Origin of the sequence: Kitasatospora sp. NPDC018058 (assembly GCF_044327205.1) — a bacterium.
Classification (GTDB): domain Bacteria; phylum Actinomycetota; class Actinomycetes; order Streptomycetales; family Streptomycetaceae; genus Kitasatospora.
Genome location: NZ_JBIRFA010000044.1, coordinates 12,686 through 29,889 on the forward strand (window position 1 = coordinate 12,686; position 17,204 = coordinate 29,889).

Annotated in this window: 20 protein-coding genes; 14 read left to right on the forward strand and 6 right to left on the reverse strand. The window is 70.5% G+C overall.

All coding sequences use genetic code 11. The features are described from left to right. Positions 1 to 130: 130 nt before the first annotated feature. Genes ACH4E7_RS37285 through ACH4E7_RS37310 form a run of 6 tightly spaced genes read right to left on the reverse strand, consistent with a single transcriptional unit; the run spans position 131 to position 3,972 of the window. Entirely contained in the window at positions 131 to 1,027 is an 897-nt protein-coding gene (locus ACH4E7_RS37285) for an alpha/beta hydrolase (protein ID WP_396253631.1), read from the reverse strand. Continuing rightward, the gene (locus ACH4E7_RS37290) at positions 1,024 to 1,443 is read right to left on the reverse strand and encodes a nuclear transport factor 2 family protein (RefSeq protein ID WP_396253632.1); all 420 of its coding nucleotides are present in this window, start codon (positions 1,441 to 1,443) and stop codon (positions 1,024 to 1,026) included. Before ACH4E7_RS37290 ends, ACH4E7_RS37285 begins: the two co-directional genes overlap by 4 nt. Further along, a complete protein-coding gene (locus tag ACH4E7_RS37295; RefSeq protein WP_396253633.1) occupies positions 1,443 to 1,898 on the reverse strand; it encodes a nuclear transport factor 2 family protein in 456 nt (151 codons plus the stop codon). Before ACH4E7_RS37295 ends, ACH4E7_RS37290 begins: the two co-directional genes overlap by 1 nt. Further along, on the reverse strand, positions 1,895 to 2,584 hold the full coding sequence (locus tag ACH4E7_RS37300; protein ID WP_396253634.1) for an EthD family reductase: 690 nt from the start codon (positions 2,582 to 2,584) through the stop codon (positions 1,895 to 1,897). Before ACH4E7_RS37300 ends, ACH4E7_RS37295 begins: the two co-directional genes overlap by 4 nt. 28 nt (positions 2,585 to 2,612) lie before the next feature. Next, positions 2,613 to 2,921, reverse strand: a complete 309-nt coding sequence (locus ACH4E7_RS37305) for a muconolactone Delta-isomerase (protein ID WP_270140906.1) — start codon at positions 2,919 to 2,921, stop codon at positions 2,613 to 2,615. Between the two features lie 10 nt (positions 2,922 to 2,931). After that, complete coding sequence (locus ACH4E7_RS37310) at positions 2,932 to 3,972, reverse strand: ankyrin repeat domain-containing protein (RefSeq protein WP_396253635.1); 1,041 nt, start codon at positions 3,970 to 3,972, stop codon at positions 2,932 to 2,934. A gap of 237 nt (positions 3,973 to 4,209) precedes the next feature. Here ACH4E7_RS37310 and ACH4E7_RS37315 point away from each other — a divergent pair, with 237 nt between their 5' ends. From ACH4E7_RS37315 to ACH4E7_RS37380, 14 genes are read left to right on the forward strand one after another with little or no spacing between them, the layout of a single operon-like run. Next, positions 4,210 to 5,034, forward strand: a complete 825-nt coding sequence (locus tag ACH4E7_RS37315; protein ID WP_396253636.1) for a type 1 glutamine amidotransferase domain-containing protein — start codon at positions 4,210 to 4,212, stop codon at positions 5,032 to 5,034. A 36-nt stretch (positions 5,035 to 5,070) separates the two neighbouring features. Next, complete coding sequence (locus ACH4E7_RS37320) at positions 5,071 to 6,696, forward strand: thiamine pyrophosphate-binding protein (RefSeq protein WP_396253637.1); 1,626 nt, start codon at positions 5,071 to 5,073, stop codon at positions 6,694 to 6,696. Between the two features lie 23 nt (positions 6,697 to 6,719). Next, positions 6,720 to 7,175: a nuclear transport factor 2 family protein gene (locus tag ACH4E7_RS37325; RefSeq protein ID WP_396253638.1), complete on the forward strand. Its 456-nt coding sequence runs from the start codon at positions 6,720 to 6,722 to the stop codon at positions 7,173 to 7,175. Positions 7,176 to 7,189: 14 nt separating this feature from the next. After that, positions 7,190 to 7,576, forward strand: coding sequence for a nuclear transport factor 2 family protein (locus tag ACH4E7_RS37330; RefSeq protein WP_396253639.1), 387 nt, complete (start codon positions 7,190 to 7,192; stop codon positions 7,574 to 7,576). Continuing rightward, a complete protein-coding gene (locus ACH4E7_RS37335) occupies positions 7,576 to 9,126 on the forward strand; it encodes a GMC family oxidoreductase (RefSeq protein WP_396253640.1) in 1,551 nt (516 codons plus the stop codon). Before ACH4E7_RS37330 ends, ACH4E7_RS37335 begins: the two co-directional genes overlap by 1 nt. Further along, a complete protein-coding gene (locus ACH4E7_RS37340) occupies positions 9,119 to 9,712 on the forward strand; it encodes a DJ-1/PfpI family protein (RefSeq protein WP_396253641.1) in 594 nt (197 codons plus the stop codon). Before ACH4E7_RS37335 ends, ACH4E7_RS37340 begins: the two co-directional genes overlap by 8 nt. Continuing rightward, the gene (locus ACH4E7_RS37345) at positions 9,709 to 10,149 is read left to right on the forward strand and encodes a VOC family protein (protein WP_396253642.1); all 441 of its coding nucleotides are present in this window, start codon (positions 9,709 to 9,711) and stop codon (positions 10,147 to 10,149) included. Before ACH4E7_RS37340 ends, ACH4E7_RS37345 begins: the two co-directional genes overlap by 4 nt. Next, the gene (locus ACH4E7_RS37350) at positions 10,142 to 11,989 is read left to right on the forward strand and encodes an AGE family epimerase/isomerase (protein ID WP_396253643.1); all 1,848 of its coding nucleotides are present in this window, start codon (positions 10,142 to 10,144) and stop codon (positions 11,987 to 11,989) included. Before ACH4E7_RS37345 ends, ACH4E7_RS37350 begins: the two co-directional genes overlap by 8 nt. Continuing rightward, on the forward strand, positions 11,986 to 12,327 hold the full coding sequence (locus ACH4E7_RS37355; protein WP_396253644.1) for an STAS domain-containing protein: 342 nt from the start codon (positions 11,986 to 11,988) through the stop codon (positions 12,325 to 12,327). Before ACH4E7_RS37350 ends, ACH4E7_RS37355 begins: the two co-directional genes overlap by 4 nt. Continuing rightward, entirely contained in the window at positions 12,324 to 14,390 is a 2,067-nt protein-coding gene (glgX, locus tag ACH4E7_RS37360; protein ID WP_396253645.1) for a glycogen debranching protein GlgX, read from the forward strand. The genes ACH4E7_RS37355 and glgX overlap by 4 nt, the downstream gene beginning before the upstream one ends. 29 nt (positions 14,391 to 14,419) lie before the next feature. Then, a complete protein-coding gene (locus ACH4E7_RS37365) occupies positions 14,420 to 14,731 on the forward strand; it encodes an STAS domain-containing protein (RefSeq protein WP_396253646.1) in 312 nt (103 codons plus the stop codon). Between the two features lie 29 nt (positions 14,732 to 14,760). Further along, positions 14,761 to 15,177: an ATP-binding protein gene (locus tag ACH4E7_RS37370; RefSeq protein ID WP_396253647.1), complete on the forward strand. Its 417-nt coding sequence runs from the start codon at positions 14,761 to 14,763 to the stop codon at positions 15,175 to 15,177. A gap of 7 nt (positions 15,178 to 15,184) precedes the next feature. Further along, entirely contained in the window at positions 15,185 to 16,399 is a 1,215-nt protein-coding gene (locus ACH4E7_RS37375; RefSeq protein WP_396253648.1) for a PP2C family protein-serine/threonine phosphatase, read from the forward strand. A 48-nt stretch (positions 16,400 to 16,447) separates the two neighbouring features. Further along, the gene (locus ACH4E7_RS37380) at positions 16,448 to 17,197 is read left to right on the forward strand and encodes a MinD/ParA family protein (protein ID WP_396253649.1); all 750 of its coding nucleotides are present in this window, start codon (positions 16,448 to 16,450) and stop codon (positions 17,195 to 17,197) included. Positions 17,198 to 17,204 lie beyond the last annotated feature (7 nt).

Below are 17,204 nucleotides of genomic sequence, written 5' to 3' on the forward strand. Positions count from 1 at the left end.
CATTCCCTGAGGTCACGGGAGGGATTATCCACATCAGGCGGCAGGTGCCGGAGCCGGGCCCTTTGCCGATGGGTGCACCTCGGAGGCGCTGGGAACCGCAGGGCTCCCAGCGCCCCTGGTACCCGTTACCTCAGGCCAGCGTCTCGGCGAAGTGGCTGGCGGCGAGGCTGGCGGCCTCGTCGACGGTGGAGTCCCGGTCGTAGAAGTCGAACTGGTTACCCTCGGTCCAGACGAGGGTCTTCGGCCCGCCCAGGTCGGCGTGGAACTTCTCCGCGCCCTGCGGGATGGCCGCGTCGCGGCTGGTGACGGTCAGCGTGGGCGCCGTGATCCGGGCCGCTGCCGGATGCGGGTCGAAGGTGAGCCACTGCGGCCAGGACATCACCGCGAACCGGTTGTCCCAGGCCGGCACGGCGCCGCGCCGTGGGTCCAGGTAGTAGTCGAAGGGGCCGAACATGGCGGCCTGTGGGTCCGTGGTGCTCACCGCCGGTACGTAGTCCACTGGTTGGCCCAGCTCGTACCGGTCCCGCGCGGCGAGCCCGAGGTCCATCTTTTGCCGGACACCGTCCTCGCCGCCGTAGATGTCGCGGACCAGCGCGGCGTCGTGCAGCCACGGCGCGACCAGCGCCAGGCTCCGTACGCGCGGGTCGTTCGCGGCGTTCACGGCGGTGTACCCGGCCCCGGCGCAGATCCCCAGGGCGCCGATCCGGCGCGGGCCGACCCGGTCGTGTCGGCCGAGGAAGGTGACGGCGCTGTGGACGTCCCTGATCTTGCGGGCCGGCGACTCCAACTGCCTCGGCCGGCCGCCGGATTCGCCGTAGCCGGCCGGGTCGAAGGTCAGCGCGTGGAAGCCGGCGTCGGCCATCCGCCTGGCGTACCCGGCGGCCATCTGCTCCTTGACGGTCGTCCAGGAGCCGAGGACCACGACCGCGGGCCCGCGACCCTGGCCCGCAGGGCTGTACAGGGTGCCGACGAGCGTGGTGCCGTCGCTGTCGAAGGAGACGTGCTCGGTGCGGACGTCCCCGGTCATGCCGTCGCCCCCTTGATGGCGCGCAGGATCTGCGACGGATCGGTGAACGACTTCCAGCGCACGATCTTCCCGTCCCTGACGGTAAGCCACTGGACGAACTCGATCTCGAAGGCCATGCCCGTCGTCCTGAGGGTGGACCGCTCGTGGAGGACGCCCATCGCCTGCTCGCCGTCCACGACCAGCTCGACCAGCTCCTCCTTCCCGAGCTCGACCATTCCGGCGAAGACGCCGAGGCTGTCCCTGACGGCGGCCTTGCCACGAAGGGTTCCGATCCACGGCATCGCGTCGTTCCAGCCGGGCACCGGCGTGTAGTTGATCCACTCGACGTCGTCCGCCAGGTAACCCAGCGCCCGCTCGAAGTCGCCGCCGGTGAGCGCGTCGAACCAGCCGGTGGCGATCTCCCGCGTCCTACTCATCACTTGGTCCTCTCCAGGATCTGCCGGTTGCCTTCGGCCCACACGGCGGTCATCGTCAGTCCGTCGATCCGCCACCCCGCCGCCGTGCGGCGGAGCGTGAACCGGTAGTGTCCGCCCAGCGTCCACAGCGGGCCGCCGAGCGCGTTGGGGAGCAGGTGCGTGGCCTGGAAGTCGGCCGTGGCGACGGCGGTGTCGCCCTCGGTCCGCACCAGGTGGTTGGTCAGCAGGTGCTGCGTGGCTGTCAGGCCGCAGAGCAGGTTGCGCCAGGCGGTGATCAGGTCGCTCGCCGCCAGCTCGGCCGGCTCGCCGCCGTTGAGGCTGGTGTAGTCGACCAGGAGCTCGTCCGCGAAGACCTCCGTCCGTAGCCGGTCCCACTCGCGCTTGTCGGTGTGCCAGCACATCCGGGTGCACACGTCGACGATGTCGAGGCGGTCGCGGAGCCCGGCGGCGGTCATGCGCCGGCCTCGCGGCCAAGGATCCAGTGCTCTTCCAGCAGGAGCGTGTGGACGTACCGGGGTTCGGCGATGCGGAGCAGGTCGGCGAGCAGCGCCTGGTACTCGGGGGTCCTCCGGACGGCCTCGTACGCCTGGGCGTCGTCGAACCAGAGCTGGTGCGCGGCGTCCAGGACCGCCTCGCCGACGCCGTAGGAGGCGTCACGGGTGTGGTTCTGGACGTACCGGCGCAGACCCGGGACCTTCTCGGCCAGCGGAGCGTGCCGGGTGAGGCTGTCGGCCCGGAAGTCGGCCAGTGGCAGGCCCTCGCGGCGCTTCACCAGGATCATCACCTTCACCGCGGGCGTCTCGCCGCCGCCGGGCACGACCACGTGCGCCTCGGTGTCCAGGACCACGGTGCGCCAGAACGCCGCCCAGCGGGGCTCGTCGAGGCGGGCGCCCTCCAGGAACTCCGGGGTCTGCAACGAGGCGAGCTGCTCCTGCTCATTCTCTAGCCAGATCTCGGCGACCCCGCTCCACAGGGGGGCCTCCGCGTCGTCGGGCCGGGGGACTCGGGTGCCGACGCAGTACCGCCTGATCTGCGGGATCTTCGAGGCGTACCGGACGGCGTGCTGCTCGACCCAGTAGCGCTGGAACTCCTGCTCGGTCATCCCGGGCTTCGGGTGGGCCAGGATGATCTGATGGATCATGTCGTCCTCCAGGGGTGAATGGGCGCTGTCAGACCTGGTAGCGCTTCTTGACGTCCTCCGCGAAGCCGAGGTAGTCGCGCAGCGGCCAGACCTCCTCGAACTCCAGGTACTCGCGCATCGGCAGGCGGCCCAGGGCGGTGCGGTCGAGCTCCTCGGCGTCGGGGGAGTCGATGATCGCGATCACCCGCTTCTGCGCCGCGACCTTCCAGATGCCGACGCAGAAACCGGAGTTGATCGTGTCGACGGCGTGCTCGGCCTCCTCCTGCTCGACCTCCCACAGCTCGTCGAGCGAGATCCGGCCCTCGTGCTTCCACTTCATCTGGACGTAGAACAGCATGCTGCGCTCCTCAGCGGCCGTGGGTCAGGACGCGGGTCAGGGGGTGTGCGGCGCCGAGGCTCTCGCGGGCGATGTCGGCCGGGAGCTTGCCGTCGTGGCCGACCACGTCGAGCCGTGCGCCGGCGTCGATCAGGATCCGGGCGCACTCCTCGTAGCCGTGCCAGAGTGCGTCGTGCAGCGGGGTGTAGCCGTTGGTGATGCCCTGGAAGTCCAGGTCGGTGCCGGGCGCGGCCACCAGCAGTGCGGTGATCCCGGCATGGCCGTTGTAGACGGCCTTGTGCAGGGGCACGGCGCCGAAGGTGGGCTCGGTGGCGTTGACGTCGGCCCCGACGGCGACCAGTTCGCGGGCGATGTCCTCGTGTCCGTCGCGGCAGGCCACCAGCAGCGGGGTGTGTGCGTCGTTGAAGCCGTTGACCACAGGGAAGCGGGCGTCGACCTCGGCACCCTCGGCGAGCAGCCGGCGAACGGCGGCGAGATCGCCGGAGACGACCGCCGCCATCAGCTTCTGCTGCTCGGCCGCGGCCTCGTCCGCCCGCGTGCGGGCGGTCAGCAGACGCTCTGCCTCCAGGAGTTTCTCCTTGCCGCGGGTGTTCACGCTGAGCTCGTACTCGAAGTGCTCGCGCATCGAGAAGCCGTAGTGCGTGGACAGGTTGAGCCCCGCCTCGTGCTCCAGCAGGATGGCCGCCACGGTCGGCCGCTTGTACCAGAGGGCGTCCATCAGCGGCGTGTGCCCGGTGGTGGCCGCGACGGCGTCGACGAAGGCGCCCGCCTCCAGCAGCACTCGGACGGTCTCCAGGTCGCCGCCCTGGACAGCCTTGTGCAGTGCGGTGCCGCCACCGCGCGAGTCGGCGGTGTAGACGTCGGCGCCGGCTTCCAGCAATTGGCGGACCAGCGCGACGTCTCCGCGGCCTGCGGCGATCATCAGGGCGGTCAGCCCGCTCGCCGTGTCCCGGGCGCCGGGGTCGGCGCCGGCGGTCAACGACCGCCGCACGCCGGGGGCGTCGCCCCGCCGCACGGCGTCGAGGAATTCATCGGACCGATTTCTGGTCATTCTCGTATTCGCCTGCCTTCTTCTCTCCCGAGTCGGCGACGAGAGATTATCCGGGGCGGCACGGGTCCATGCGGCGACCTAACAAACTCTGTCCGGTGGTCCGCTTCTTGACGCCGCCCGAACGCGACCTCACCAACTCGCGGAAACCTCACAAACTGGATCCGAGCCCTTTGACAGGGTCGTTCCCCACCCCTCAGTCTCAAAGTCGAACAACCGTCGGTGAAGGAGGAAAGGGAAGTGCCGAAGCACATTCTGATAGTTCTCTCGGAATACGGTTACTGGGCCGAGGAATTGGTCGGCCCGCTCAGCGAGTTCGACCAGCGCGGTTACCGCGTCACCTTCGCGACGCCGGGCGGCAAGCGGGCCCGGGCGCTGCCGCCGAGCCTGGACGAGGAGTACGTCGACCCGCCGCTCGGCCGCTCGGTGACCACCGCCGAGGTGGCCGCGCTGGGCCGCGCCGTGGACAGCGGCAACCGGCTCGACGACCCGCTCAACCTCAATGCGTGGCTCCCCGAGCGCCCCTACACCAGCTCGCCGGGCCACCTGCGAGAGCTGGAGGAGTACCACCGCTCGCTGGAGCAGGTCGACGCCGATCTGCGGAAGTACGACGCGCTGCTGATCGTCGGCGGCAGCGGCCCGATCGTCGACCTGGCGAACAACGAGCGTGTCCACGACCTGATCCTGGCCTTCCTGCGGGCCGGCAAGCCGATCGGCGCCGAGTGCTACGGCGTCGCCTGCCTCGCCTTCGCCCGTGACTGGGACGACCGGAAGAGCATCATCCGGGGCAAGCACGTGACCGGGCACTGCAAGGAGTACGACTACAAGGACGGCACCGGATTCCTCGGCACCGACTTCGTGATGGGCCCGCCGCCGTACCCGCTGGAGTACATCCTGCGCGACGCCACGGGGCCCGGCGGCTCCTATCACGGCAATTTCGGGAAGCCGGTGTCGGTCATCGTCGACCACCCGTTCGTCACCGGGCGCTCGACCCCGGACTCCTTCCTCACCGGCCGGAAGATGGTCGAAATGCTGGAGGACGGCCTCACCAGGTTCGGCTGGTGAGGAAATCGGTCGCCAGGAAGGGGCGGGGGTAATTCGGTGGCGGGAAAGACGGGAAACGTCAAACTCATCGAGCAGTTCCGGGCCGACGGAATGCGGCTGATGTTCGGGAATCCCGGAACGGTCGAGCAGGGATTGCTGGACGCGGCGGAACACGCCGAGGGGTTCCAGTACGTGCTGGCGCTGCAGGAGACCGTCGCGGCCGGCATCGCCGACGGCTACGCCCGGGCGACCGGAGGGCCGGCGCTGCTGCAGCTGCACTCGGGTGTCGGTCTCGGCAACGGGATCGGCATGCTCTACCAGTCGCTGCGCGGACACACACCACTGGTCGTCATCGCCGGTGACGCCGGGCTGCGCTACGACGCCATGGACGCGCAGATGGCGTCCGATCTGGTCGCGATGGCGCGACCGGTGACGAAGTACGCGACCCGGGTGACCGATCCGCGCTCGCTGCTGCGGGTGGTCCGCCGCGCGGTGAAGATCGCGATGACCGAGCCGCGCGGCCCGGTGTTCGTGGCCGTACCGATGGACGTCCTCGACGAGATCAACGACGAGCCCGTCCTCCCCGCATCCGTGCCGGTCACCGCCTCCGCCCCGCCGACGGAGGCGGTGACCCGGGCCGCCGGGCTGCTCGCGGGCGCGGAACGGCCGCTGATCCTGGTCGGCGACGGCGTGGCGGTTGCGGGGGCGCAGGCGGAGCTGGTCAGGGTGGCCGAGGTCCTCGGGTCGGATGTGTGGTGCGTGGATTCCTCCGAGGTCAACATGCCGGCCTCGCACCCCCTTTCGTGCGGCCAGCTCGGCCACATGTTCGGTGGGCGCAGCGCGGCCGTGGTCGCGGAGGCGGACGCCGTGCTGATCGTCGGTACGTACGTCTTCCCCGAGGTCTTCCCGGTGCTCACCAACCCGTTCCGGGTGGACGCGCGGATCGTGCACGTCGATCTGAACGCGTACGAGATCGCGAAGAACCATCCCGTGGACCTGGGTCTGGTGGCCGACCCGAAGCCGGCCCTGGCAGCCCTGGCCACCGAGCTGGAGGCGGTCCTGAGCGTGCGCCAGAAGCGCGCGGCTGCGTCGCGGCTGGCTGCCCGAACGGCCGAGCAGCGGCCGGTGGCGCCCGGGGACACGACGCTGGAGCGGTTCGTCCGGGAGCTCGCCCGGCAGACCGGCGGGGACCTGATCGTCTTCGACGAGGCGCTCACCTCCTCGCCGACCCTGGTCAGGCACCTGCCGCCGGACCGGCCCGGTGACTACTTCCTGACCCGGGGAGGCTCGCTCGGGGTCGGCATCCCCGGCGCGATCGGCGCCAAGCTCGCCCGTCCCGACCGCGCGGTGGTCGGGTTCACCGGCGACGGCGGCGCGATGTACACGTACCAGGCGCTGTGGACCGCGGCCCGGTACGGCGTCGCCGCCAAGTTCGTGGTCTGCAACAACCGCAAGTACCGGTTGCTGGACGACAACATCGCCCAGTACTGGAAGGAGCGGAACATCCCCGAGCACGAGTTCCCCTCCTCCTTCGACCTCTCCCGCCCGGACATCCGCTTCGCCGAGCTGGCCCGCGCCCTGGGCGCCGACGGCATCCGGGTGGAGAAGCCCGACGAGGCCGCGGCCGCGGTCGAGCGGATGCTCGCCGCCACCGGGCCCTTCCTGGTCGACCTCCAGGTCTGACGTCACCCCAAGGAGTTGTCGCGATGCCGGAGCCCGCCTCCACAGGGCCCCACCTCACCGAGCGGGCCGTCCGCAGCCTCGTCGAGCGGTGGTACTCCGCCCTGGACCGCCACCGCGACCCGGACGAGGTGAAGCGGTTCCTGGTCGACGACGGCCTCGAACTGCGCTTCCCCGAGGGCGTCTTCTGCGGCCATACCGGTTTCGCCGACTGGTACCGGGCCGCCGTCCACCGGTTCTTCGACGAGGAGCACACCGTGCTCCGGGTCCGGGTGGCCATCGACGGAGCCGAGGCCGAGGTCCGCGTGAACGTCAACTGGCAGGCCAGGGTGTGGAAGGCGCCGGCTGCCGACAGCCAGTGGCTGGGCTTCGACGCAGACCAGACCTGGACCGTGGTGGCCGGCGAGGACGGCCGGATCCCGCTGATCAAGACCTACACCTGCAACGCGCTGGAGCCGATGCCCGGCTCCGCCGCACTGTGACCGGGGGAGAAGCGATGAACGCCCGAGAGGTGCTGGCCAACTACTACGTCCACGCCAATGACGGCGACTGGGACAGTTGGTGCGATCTCTTCGCCGAGGACATGGTGATGGACGAACAGCTCGCCGGCCGCATCGAGGGCCGCGGCAGGCTCCGCTCGATGATGCGGGGCATGGGGGAGATGTACGCCTCCTTCGAGAACCTCCCCCGCTACTTCCTGGTCGACGCCGACGGCGAGGAAGCGGCCGTGGTCTCCCACATCTCGGCCCGCAGCTCCTCGGGCAGGCCGATCGAGGCGGACGTCATGAACTACTTCCGCATCCGCGACGGCCGGATCACCTACATGTCCAACTTCCACGACACCCTGCCGTTCCAGGTGCTGTCCCAGAGCCAGAGGCCGTGATGAGGGAGGAGTTCGACTACGTCATCGTCGGCGCGGGCACGGCCGGCAGCGTCCTGGCCCACCGCCTCACCGAGGACCCGGACGTGCACGTGCTGCTCCTGGAGGCCGGAGCCGGGTGCATCCCGGCCGAGGTGGACGACCCCACCGCCTGGATGCGGCTGCTCGGCAGCCGTATCGACTGGCGCTACCGCAGCACCCCGCAGCCGGGCCTGGACGGCCGGGTCACCCGCGAACCGCGTGGCCGGGCCCCGGGCGGCAGCAGCAACCTCAACCTGATGATGTACGTCCGGGGGCACCCGGCGGACTTCGACCACTGGGCCTACCAGGGCGCGGCAGGCTGGTCGTACCGTGACGTCCGGCCCTACTTCGACCGGATGGAGGCCGACCGGCCGGTCACCCACGCGGGCCTGAACGGGCCGAACCCGGCCTCCCGGGCGTTCGTCGACGCCTGCGTCGAGCTCGGGCACTCGCGGCTCGCGGACTTCGCCGACGGCCCGGTGCACGGCGTCGCCTGGCACCGCCTGGAAACCGCCGGCGGCCGACGCCGGGGCGCGCTCGCCGCGTACCTCGAACCCGCCCTGAGCCGGCCCAACCTGAGGCTGCGCAGCAACGCCCAGGCGCTGCGACTGGTGGTGATGGACGGCCGCTGCGTCGGCGTGGAGTACCTCCAGCGTCCGGAGCAGGCCGGCCTCGAAGGGCGCGCGGTACGCGACACGCACGGCGAGGATTTCCGCACGGGCATCCACCAGGTCCACGCCACGGCCGAGGTGATCCTCGCTGCGGGCGCGATCGAGTCGCCGAAGCTGCTGCTGCTCTCGGGTATCGGGAACCCCGACCAGCTGAGGAACTTCGGCATCACCGTCAACGCCGCGCTGCCCGGCGTCGGGGAGAACTTCCACAACCATGTGCTGACCGCGGTCATGTCGGAATCGCGCACCCCCGTACCGGCCGCCCGGCAGAACCTCTCGGAGGCGGCCCTGTTCCTCGCCTCCGAACCGGGCCTTCCCGCACCCGACCTCCAACTCGCCTTCGTACACGGCCCGTTCGACCAGGAAGCGACCCGCGGGCGGATGGACACGGTGAGCGTCCTGCCCGGCGTCGTCCGGCCGGCATCCCGCGGCTGGGTGAGACTCGCCCGGGCCGGCGCGCTCGCCCCTCCGCTGGTCAACCCCAACTACCTCGGTGACCGCTCCGATCTGAAGCGGCTGATCGACGGCGTCAAACTGGCCAGGGAGATCATCGGCGCCGCCGCCTTCTCGCCCTGGCACAAGCGGGAGCTGTGGCCAGGGCCCGCCGTCCGCGGCGACGAGCAGCTGCGCGCCTTCGTCCGGCGCACCGCCGACAGCTACCACCACCACGCCGGCTCCTGCCGGATGGGCGCCGACGACCTGTCGGTGGTGGACCCACGCCTGCGCGTCCACGGGGTGCGCGGGCTGCGCGTCGCCGACGCGAGCGTGATGCCCGCCGTGCCCTCCGGAAACCCCCATGCCGCCGTGGTGATGATCGCCGAACGGGCGGCCGACCTGATCAGGGAAGGGACCCATGTCTGACGTCGCCGTCAGGGAAGGACCGCTGACCGGCACCCGCATCGCGGTGCTGGTGGAGAGCGACTACTACGAGCCCGAGATCACCTACTACCGGCACCGCTTCGCCGAGGAGGGCGCCGAGGTCGACCTCCTCAGCCGACTCTGGGGCCAGAGCGAACTCACCTTCACCGGGCACGAGTTCCGCGCTCCGCTGACCGTCACCCGCAGCCTCGAAGGCGTCGACCCGCGCCGGTACGGCGCGATCATCGTGCCCTCCGGTATGGTGGCCGACCGGCTGCGCTACAGCGATGACGTCAACCGGCTGGCCCCCGCCACCCGGCTGCTGCGCTGGGCGTTGTCCGAGCCAGGCGTGGTCAAAGGCATCATCTGCCACGGCATGTGGCTGGCCTCCGCCATCCCGCAGACCGTCAAGGGCCGCAAGGTCGTCTGCCACAACAACCTGATCGGCGACGTGCGGAACATGGGCGCCGAGTACGTCGACCAGGACGTCGTGGTTGACGCAGACCTGGTGACCGCGCGTACCGGCGAGCACCACCACCTCCTCGCCAGGACGGTCATCGACGTGCTCGCCGACCGGAGGAGCCGATGATGCGCTGGGCCCACGTCGGCCTTAACTGCCGCGACCAACGCGCCACCGAGGAGTTCTACACCCGCTGGTTCGGCTACCACCGCGCCCGGGCGGTGCCGGTCGGCGACGGGGAGATCCTCTTCCTGCGCAACGGCGATACCTACCTCGAACTCTTCCCCGTCCCGAGCGAGCCGCCCGCTCCGACCACCACGGCCGACGGCCCGGCGCAGCCCGGCGCCGTACGCCACATCGCCTTCCGGACCGACAGTGTCGACGCCCTGCTCGCCGCCATGGGCGAGGACGCCCACGTCACGCTCGGTCCGCTGGACTTCGACGAGGTCCTGGACGGCTGGCGGGCGGTGTGGCTGCGCGACCCGGACGGCGTGGTCGTCGAGGTCGGCCAGGGCTACCGGGACCAGGAAGCCATCGAGATCACCGAAAGGGAGAACCATGTCTGACACGGTGAACTTCACGTTCTCCGACACCATCGCGGGCTACGTCACCGCGCACGACCGCGACAGCGGGACCTTCGCCCTCCGCACCGCGGACGGCAGGGACTTCGAGATCGCCACCGCCGGCGAGGTCTCCGCCGAGCTGCTGCGCAACCTGGAGGAGCCGTACACCGACGCGGGCGGCCACCTCGACACGATGCTGGAGCCCGGCCGTCACCTCTTCGCCCACGTGGTCTTCTACCCGGAGGGCGGCACGACGCGGATCGAGGCCAAACGCCTGGTCTTCCTCGGCCGCCAGGCCGACGCGTACCGCTTCGAGGAGACCGACTGGTGGATCCGCCAGCTGGAGTCCATCGCCGGCTTCTACCGCCGCGCCCAGTTCGGTGACGGCCCGATCGACTACACCCGGTACCGCACCCAGCTGCGCCTGGGCGGCGACAAGACCGCCAGCCACGTCCAGGAGACCGACACCATCTCCCGACTGGTGTACGGCATGGCCTCCGCCTTCCTGCTCACCGGCAACGACGAGTACCTGGAGGTCGCCGAGCGCGGCACCGAGTACCTGCGCGAGCACATGCGCGTGGTGGACCCGGAGGAGGACGTCGTCTACTGGTACCACGGGCTCAGCGTGGACGGGGACATCGAGAAGAAGCTCTTCACCTCGGAGTTCGCCGACGACTACGACGCCATCCCGATGTACGAGCAGATCTACGCGCTGGCCGGCCCGGTCCAGACCTACCGGGTCACCGGCGACCCGCGGATCAAGGCCGATGCCGACGCCACCCTGCGGCTGTTCGAGAAGTTCTTCCTCGACCGCGAGCAGGGCGGCTACTACTCGCACGTCGACCCGATCCTGTTCCGCGCCGACCACGACTCGCTCGGCCCCAACAAGGCGCGCAAGAACTGGAACTCGGTCGGTGACCACGCCCCCGCGTACCTGATCAACCTCTACCTGGCCACCGGGGACGAGACGTACGCCCGGATGCTGGAGTACACCTTCGACACCATCGTCGAACACTTCGTTCCCGACAAGCACAGCCCCGCCCGCAAGACCAGCCCCTTCGTCCAGGAGCGCTTCCACCGCGACTGGTCGCACGACACCACCCACGGCTGGCAGCAGGACCGCGCGGTGGTCGGCCACAACCTGAAGATCGCCTGGAACCTGATGCGCATGCAGTCGCTGCGCTCCAAGCGGGAGTACCTGGAGGCGGCCGCCGAGATCGGCGAGCTGATGCCCGCCGTCGGCAGCGACCGCCAGCGCGGCGGCTGGTACGACGTGGTCGAGCGGATCCTGGCAGACGGGCAGGAGCACCACCGGTTCGCCTGGCACGACCGCAAGGCCTGGTGGCAGCAGGAACAGGCGATCCTCGCCTACCTGATCCTTCACGGCATCACCGGTCGGAAGGACTTCCTGCGCGACGCCCGCCACGCGGAGGCGTTCTACAACGCCTACTTCCTCGACCACGACGAGGGCGCCGTCTACTTCAACGTGCTCGCCTCCGGCACGCCCTACCTGCTCGGCACCGAGCGGCTCAAGGGCAGCCACTCGATGAGCATGTACCACTCGGCCGAGCTGTGCTACCTCGCCGCGGTCTACAACAACCTGCTGATCGGCGGCCGGGGCATGGACTTCTGGTTCAAGCCCGACCCGGACGGTCTTCCGGGCGGTCTGCTGCGCGTCTCGCCCGACCTGCTGCCGGCCGGCTCGGTGCGGATCGCCGCGGTGGAGGTCGACGGCGAGCCGTACCCCGACTACGACGCCGACGCGCTCACCGTGCTCCTGCCGCGCGGCCGGGGCCGGGTGAAGGTCCGGGTCCGCCTCGAACCGGTGGGGAAGGCGTCATGAAGGTCTCGGTCCGCTCCCGGGAGCAGGACGGCGTCACCGTCGTCGAACTCGAAGGGGAGATCACCAGCGTCACCTCCGCCGAACTCCAGGGCAGCATGCTGCCGTTGATCGGCGGCACCGAGACCACCGTGATCGACCTCAGCGGGGTGCCGTACATCTCCAGTGCGGGCCTGCGCACCCTGCTGCTGGTGCACCGGCAGGCGCTGCGTCGGCAGAGCGCCACCGTGCTGGTCGGGCTCGCGGAGGAGGTGCGGTTCGTGATGGCCTCCACGGGCTTCCTCGACTTCTTCGACGTCCGGGAGAGTGCGTCGGCTGTCCTCGGACCGGCCCGCGAATGAGCACCGGTGAGCGCATCGACGCCTACCCGACCCGGACCGTCGCCGGCTACGGCGTCCGGGCCGGCCGCCCGCTGCCCTTCGGGGCCACGCCGGTGCCGGGTGGCGTCAACTTCTCGGTCCACTCGGACCGGGCCACCCGGATGTGGCTGGTGCTGTTCGAGGCGGGAGCCTCCCGGCCGCTGGCCGAGCTGGAGTTCCCCGCCGCGTTCCGCACCGGCAGCGTCTTCGCGATGACCGTCTTCGGCCTGGACGAGGAGGAGTTGGAGTACGGCTTCCGTGCCGAAGGCCCCTTCGACCCCGGGCGCGGCGACCGCTTCGATCCGGCCCGGGTGCTGACCGACCCGTACGCGCGGCTGATCTCCGGACGGGACGTCTGGGGCACCCCGCCGGACCGCGACCGCCCCTGCCCGTACCGTTCCCGGCTGGTGCGGGACGACTTCGACTGGGGCGACGACGCGCCGCCGCACATCCCCACCGAGGACCTGGTCGTGTACGAGCTGCACGTGCGTGGCTTCACCCGCCATCCGTCTTCCGGGGTGTCCGCCCCCGGCACCTTCTCGGGTCTGCGCGAGAAGATCCCGTACCTGAGGGAACTCGGCGTCAACTGCGTCGAGCTGATGCCGGTCTTCGAGTTCGACGAGCACGACAACCCGCGCCGCGACCCGGCGACCGGCGAACCGCTGCTGGACTACTGGGGTTACAACACCCTCGGGTTCTTCGCGCCCAAGGCCGGCTACGCGGCCACCGGACGGTTCGGCATGCAGGCCGACGAGTTCAAGACGCTGGTCAAGGACCTGCACGCGGCCGGTATCGAGGTGCTCCTCGACGTGGTCTTCAACCACACCGCCGAAGGCAACGAACAGGGGCCGACGATCTCCTTCCGGGGCCTGGACAACGCGACCTACTACATGTTGACGCCGGACGGTCACTACTACAACTTCAGCGGCACCGGGAACACCGTCAACTGCAACCACCCCGTGGTGCGCGACTTCATCCTGAACTGCCTGCGCCACTGGGTGTCCGAGTACCACGTCGACGGCTTCCGCTTCGACCTCGCGGCCATCCTCGACCGGGCACCGGACGGCACTCCGCTGGCCAACCCGCCGCTGGTGGAGCAGCTGGCGCACGACCCGGTGCTGCGGCACTGCAAGCTGATCGCCGAGGCCTGGGACGCCGCGGGCCTGTACGAGGTCGGCAGCTTCCCCGACTACGGGCGCTGGGCCGAATGGAACGGCAAGTACCGGGACACCGTTCGACGGTTCCTCAAGGGGGACGAGGGCACGGTCGGCGAACTCGCCACCCGCCTGGCCGGCTCGCCCGACCTGTACGGCGGCCGCGGCACTGCCGCCTCGGTCAACTTCGTCACCGCGCACGACGGGTTCACCCTGCACGACCTGGTCTCGTACGACGAGAAGCACAACGAGGCCAACGGCGAGGGCAACGCCGACGGTGCGAACGACAACCAGAGCTGGAACTGCGGCGCCGAGGGCCCCACCGACGACCCGGGGATCCTGCGGCTGCGCGGGCGCCAGATGAAGAACGCCATGGCGATCCTGCTCACCAGCCAGGGCGTGCCGATGCTGCTGGCCGGCGACGAACTCGCCCGGACCCAGGCCGGCAACAACAACACCTACTGCCAGGACAACGAGCTGTCCTGGCTGGACTGGGGCCTGCTGGAGGCCAACGCGGACCTGCACCGCTTCGTCCAGGGCGTGATCGCCTTCCGGCACGCCCACCCGTTGTTGCGCGGCGCCGACCACCCGGGCGGCGAGGTCAGCTGGCACGGCGTGCGCGCCTGGGATCCCGACTGGTCCCCGGACAGCCGCCTGCTGGCGGTGCTGCGCGAGGGCGACGAGCAGATCTACGTCGCCATGAACGCCCACTGGGAGCCGCACGACCTCGAACTGCCGCAGCCACGCCCCGGCACGGCCTGGCACCTGGTGGCCGACACCGCCGCCGATGCCCCGCACGATCTCCACCGGCCCGGCGCGGAGCCGCCGTTGGAGACCCCGGGCCGCTACCGGATCGCCCCGCGATCCGCCGTGATCCTGCTAGCCCGTTGACACCCGAAAGAACCGGAGAACGCACTCCCATGGCCCTCACCGTCTCGGTCACCACGTCCACCGACACCGCGACCATCAGCCTCGCCGGCGAGCTGGACGCCGCTAGTGCCCCCGCCTTCCACGACACCATCGAGCAGGCCGCCGCCGCCGGGGTCACCCATGTCGTCATCGAGGCCAGCCGGTTGACCTACATGGCCAGCGCCGGCCTGCGCTCCCTGGTGTTCGCCCGTCAGAAGATGGGCGACGACGTCGTGATCACCGTGTCCGGGTCGAGCGCGCCGGTGGCCCGGACCATCCGGCAGGCCGGCTTCGACCACAGCGTCACGCTCGTCGACGAGTGAGGACGAGTGGGACCGGACGGATCACGCGGATGACCGCCCTGCGCATCGCTGCCGCGCTGACCTCCCTGGACGAGGTCGCGCACTTCTGCCACGAGCTCGCCGAGCGGGCCGGGCTCACCCCCGAGGCCGCGTACCGGCTCCGGCTCGCCACCGACGAGCTCGCCACCAACGTGGTGATGCACGGCTACCGCGGCGGCGAGGGCGAGTTGCGGCTCGCGGGCGGAATGGACGAGGAGACCGTCTGGATCCGCCTGGAGGACGACGCCCCACCCTTCGACCCCGCCGCCGGGTGCAAACCCCCGACGCCCGACGTCCCCCTGGCGAAGCGGCCGATCGGCGGACTGGGGATCCACCTCGCCATCACCGCGCTGGACGACTTCAGCTACCGCTACGCCGACGGCCGCAACCGCAGCACTCTCGTGCTCCGGCGGCACCGAACCGAATGAGGACCCCATGCCCGACGTGTCCGCGCTCCTGGTCGACCAGGAGCGGAACCCGCCCCCCGAACTGCTGGCCGCCCTTGCCCACGAGGACGTGGCCGTCGAGGTGCGCACGCCGCAGGACGCCCTGGAAGGGGAGGCACCCCGGGCGGACGTCCTGCTGACCCCGGCCGCGATGCCGCCGCGGGCCGTGCGGGAGATCGGCCGGCGCCTCGCCGGCAGCGGGCCCACCCCGATCACGGTGGTGTACGCACAGGACGGCTTCGACGACATCGAGCAGCACATCATGCTGGGGCACGACTACATCGTCCCGCCGTTCCTCCCGTCACTGGTGCGGGCCCGGCTGCGCAGCTGTCACGAGCAGGCCGAACTGGGCCGGTCGATGGAGGAGGTCGAAGCCCGGGCAGAACTCCTGAGCTACGAACGGGAACTGAAGATCGGCCGGCAGATCCAGGAGGGCTTCCTGCCCGAGGAGCTGCCGGCCCCCGACGGCTGGGACCTGGACGTCCGCTTCCGGCCGGCCCGCAACGTCGCGGGCGACTTCTACGACGTGTTCGAACTGGTCAACCGGCGTCGGCTGGCCCTGGTGGTGGCGGACGTGTGCGACAAGGGCGTGGGCGCGGCACTGTTCATGGCACTGATCCGCAGCCTGCTGCGGCACACGGCCGAGCACAGCGGCCTGCAGAGCCCGATGACGACCCATCAGGCCGCTAACCCCGCGCACGTCATCCCCGTGGTCGGGGCCACCCCGCTGATGAACGCCGTGGTCGGCACCAACGGCTACCTCACCCGCAACCACAGCGGACAGGGCTACTTCGCCACGATGTTCTTCGCCGTCCTCGACCCGACCACCGGCAACCTGGTCTACATCAACGGCGGTCACAACCCGCCCCTGCTCGTCCCCAGGGAGGGCGGGGACCCGACGCCGCTGGAGCCCACCGGGCCGGCCGTCGGCGTCATCCCGGACTGCGCCTTCGACCTGGGGTACGCCCGGCTCCGGCCGGGCGACACCCTGTTCGTCTACACCGACGGCGTGACCGAGGCGCGCGACGAGCACGGCGGGTTCTTCGGCGACGCGCGCGTGCTCGACCTGCTGCACGCGCCCGTGTCGTCCGGACAGGCGCTGCTGGAGCGCATGGAGGCGGCGCTGCGGCAGCACTCCGGCACCGCCGAGCAGCACGACGACATCACCATGATGGCCGTCCACCGCACGGCCGGACCGGGCTGAGCCGGCGCAACCGCGCCCACGGGGTCCCAGAACGATCGGACAGGAGAGATGGCACAGATCATCGCGATGCACTCGCACCGAGGGGGTACCGGAAGATCCACCCTCGCGGCCAACCTGGCCCGGCTGATGGCCGACGACGGCCACCGGGTGGCGTTGGTGGACACCGACATCCAGTCACCCGCCGCGTACGCCCTGTTCGGCGGCACCCGAGCCCCGGACCGCACCCTCGCCGACTACCTGGTCGGCCGGTGCGAGGTCGAGGAGGCGGCCCTTACGGTGCCCGCCGTGTCCGGGGGTGCCGAGTTGTACCTCGTCCCCGCCCGGGCGGAGGCCTCCGGGATCCACGAGATCATCGCGCAGGGATACGACGTCGGCCTGCTGCGGGAGGGCTTCGACCGGCTGATCGAGGAACTGCGTCTGGACGTCCTGCTGCTCGACACGCACGCGGGCATCAACAACGAGACGGTGACGGCCGTGGCGAGCGCCGACACCCTGGCCGTGGTGACCAGGTCGTGCCGGCTCGACCTTCTCGGTGCGGGGGAGACTGTCGAGTTCGCCGCCCAACTGGGCTGCCCGCGGCGGGTGCTGCTGGTCAACATGGTCCCGCCGGGCGTGTCGCAGGAATTGGCCGGGCAGCGGGCCGGGGCGGCGTACGGAACGCCCGTGGAGGCAGCCCTGCCCTACGCACCGGAGCTGGCCATGGCGGCGGGGGCGCAGCTGTTCGTCGACGCCTATCCCGACCATCCGTTGGTGGAACGTTTCCGCAAGATCATTCCTTCCTTGGTACCCCGGAGGTGACGGCAAC

Bases quoted from the DNA above. Each gene is read 5' to 3' on its own strand.
- ACH4E7_RS37285 (WP_396253631.1), bottom strand. From the start codon at position 1,027: ATGACCGGGGACGTCCGCACCGAGCACGTCTCCTTCGACAGCGACGGC.
- ACH4E7_RS37295 (WP_396253633.1), bottom strand. From the start codon at position 1,898: ATGACCGCCGCCGGGCTCCGCGACCGCCTCGACATCGTCGACGTGTGC.
- ACH4E7_RS37380 (WP_396253649.1), top strand. From the start codon at position 16,448: ATGGCACAGATCATCGCGATGCACTCGCACCGAGGGGGTACCGGAAGA.
- ACH4E7_RS37345 (WP_396253642.1), top strand. From the start codon at position 9,709: ATGATGCGCTGGGCCCACGTCGGCCTTAACTGCCGCGACCAACGCGCC.
- ACH4E7_RS37340 (WP_396253641.1), top strand. From the start codon at position 9,119: ATGTCTGACGTCGCCGTCAGGGAAGGACCGCTGACCGGCACCCGCATC.
- glgX (WP_396253645.1), top strand. From the start codon at position 12,324: ATGAGCACCGGTGAGCGCATCGACGCCTACCCGACCCGGACCGTCGCC.
- ACH4E7_RS37305 (WP_270140906.1), bottom strand. From the start codon at position 2,921: ATGCTGTTCTACGTCCAGATGAAGTGGAAGCACGAGGGCCGGATCTCG.
- ACH4E7_RS37355 (WP_396253644.1), top strand. From the start codon at position 11,986: ATGAAGGTCTCGGTCCGCTCCCGGGAGCAGGACGGCGTCACCGTCGTC.
- ACH4E7_RS37365 (WP_396253646.1), top strand. From the start codon at position 14,420: ATGGCCCTCACCGTCTCGGTCACCACGTCCACCGACACCGCGACCATC.
- ACH4E7_RS37335 (WP_396253640.1), top strand. From the start codon at position 7,576: ATGAGGGAGGAGTTCGACTACGTCATCGTCGGCGCGGGCACGGCCGGC.
- ACH4E7_RS37370 (WP_396253647.1), top strand. From the start codon at position 14,761: ATGACCGCCCTGCGCATCGCTGCCGCGCTGACCTCCCTGGACGAGGTC.
- ACH4E7_RS37330 (WP_396253639.1), top strand. From the start codon at position 7,190: ATGAACGCCCGAGAGGTGCTGGCCAACTACTACGTCCACGCCAATGAC.
- ACH4E7_RS37375 (WP_396253648.1), top strand. From the start codon at position 15,185: ATGCCCGACGTGTCCGCGCTCCTGGTCGACCAGGAGCGGAACCCGCCC.
- ACH4E7_RS37350 (WP_396253643.1), top strand. From the start codon at position 10,142: ATGTCTGACACGGTGAACTTCACGTTCTCCGACACCATCGCGGGCTAC.
- ACH4E7_RS37310 (WP_396253635.1), bottom strand. From the start codon at position 3,972: ATGACCAGAAATCGGTCCGATGAATTCCTCGACGCCGTGCGGCGGGGC.
- ACH4E7_RS37300 (WP_396253634.1), bottom strand. From the start codon at position 2,584: ATGATCCATCAGATCATCCTGGCCCACCCGAAGCCCGGGATGACCGAG.
- ACH4E7_RS37325 (WP_396253638.1), top strand. From the start codon at position 6,720: ATGCCGGAGCCCGCCTCCACAGGGCCCCACCTCACCGAGCGGGCCGTC.
- ACH4E7_RS37290 (WP_396253632.1), bottom strand. From the start codon at position 1,443: ATGAGTAGGACGCGGGAGATCGCCACCGGCTGGTTCGACGCGCTCACC.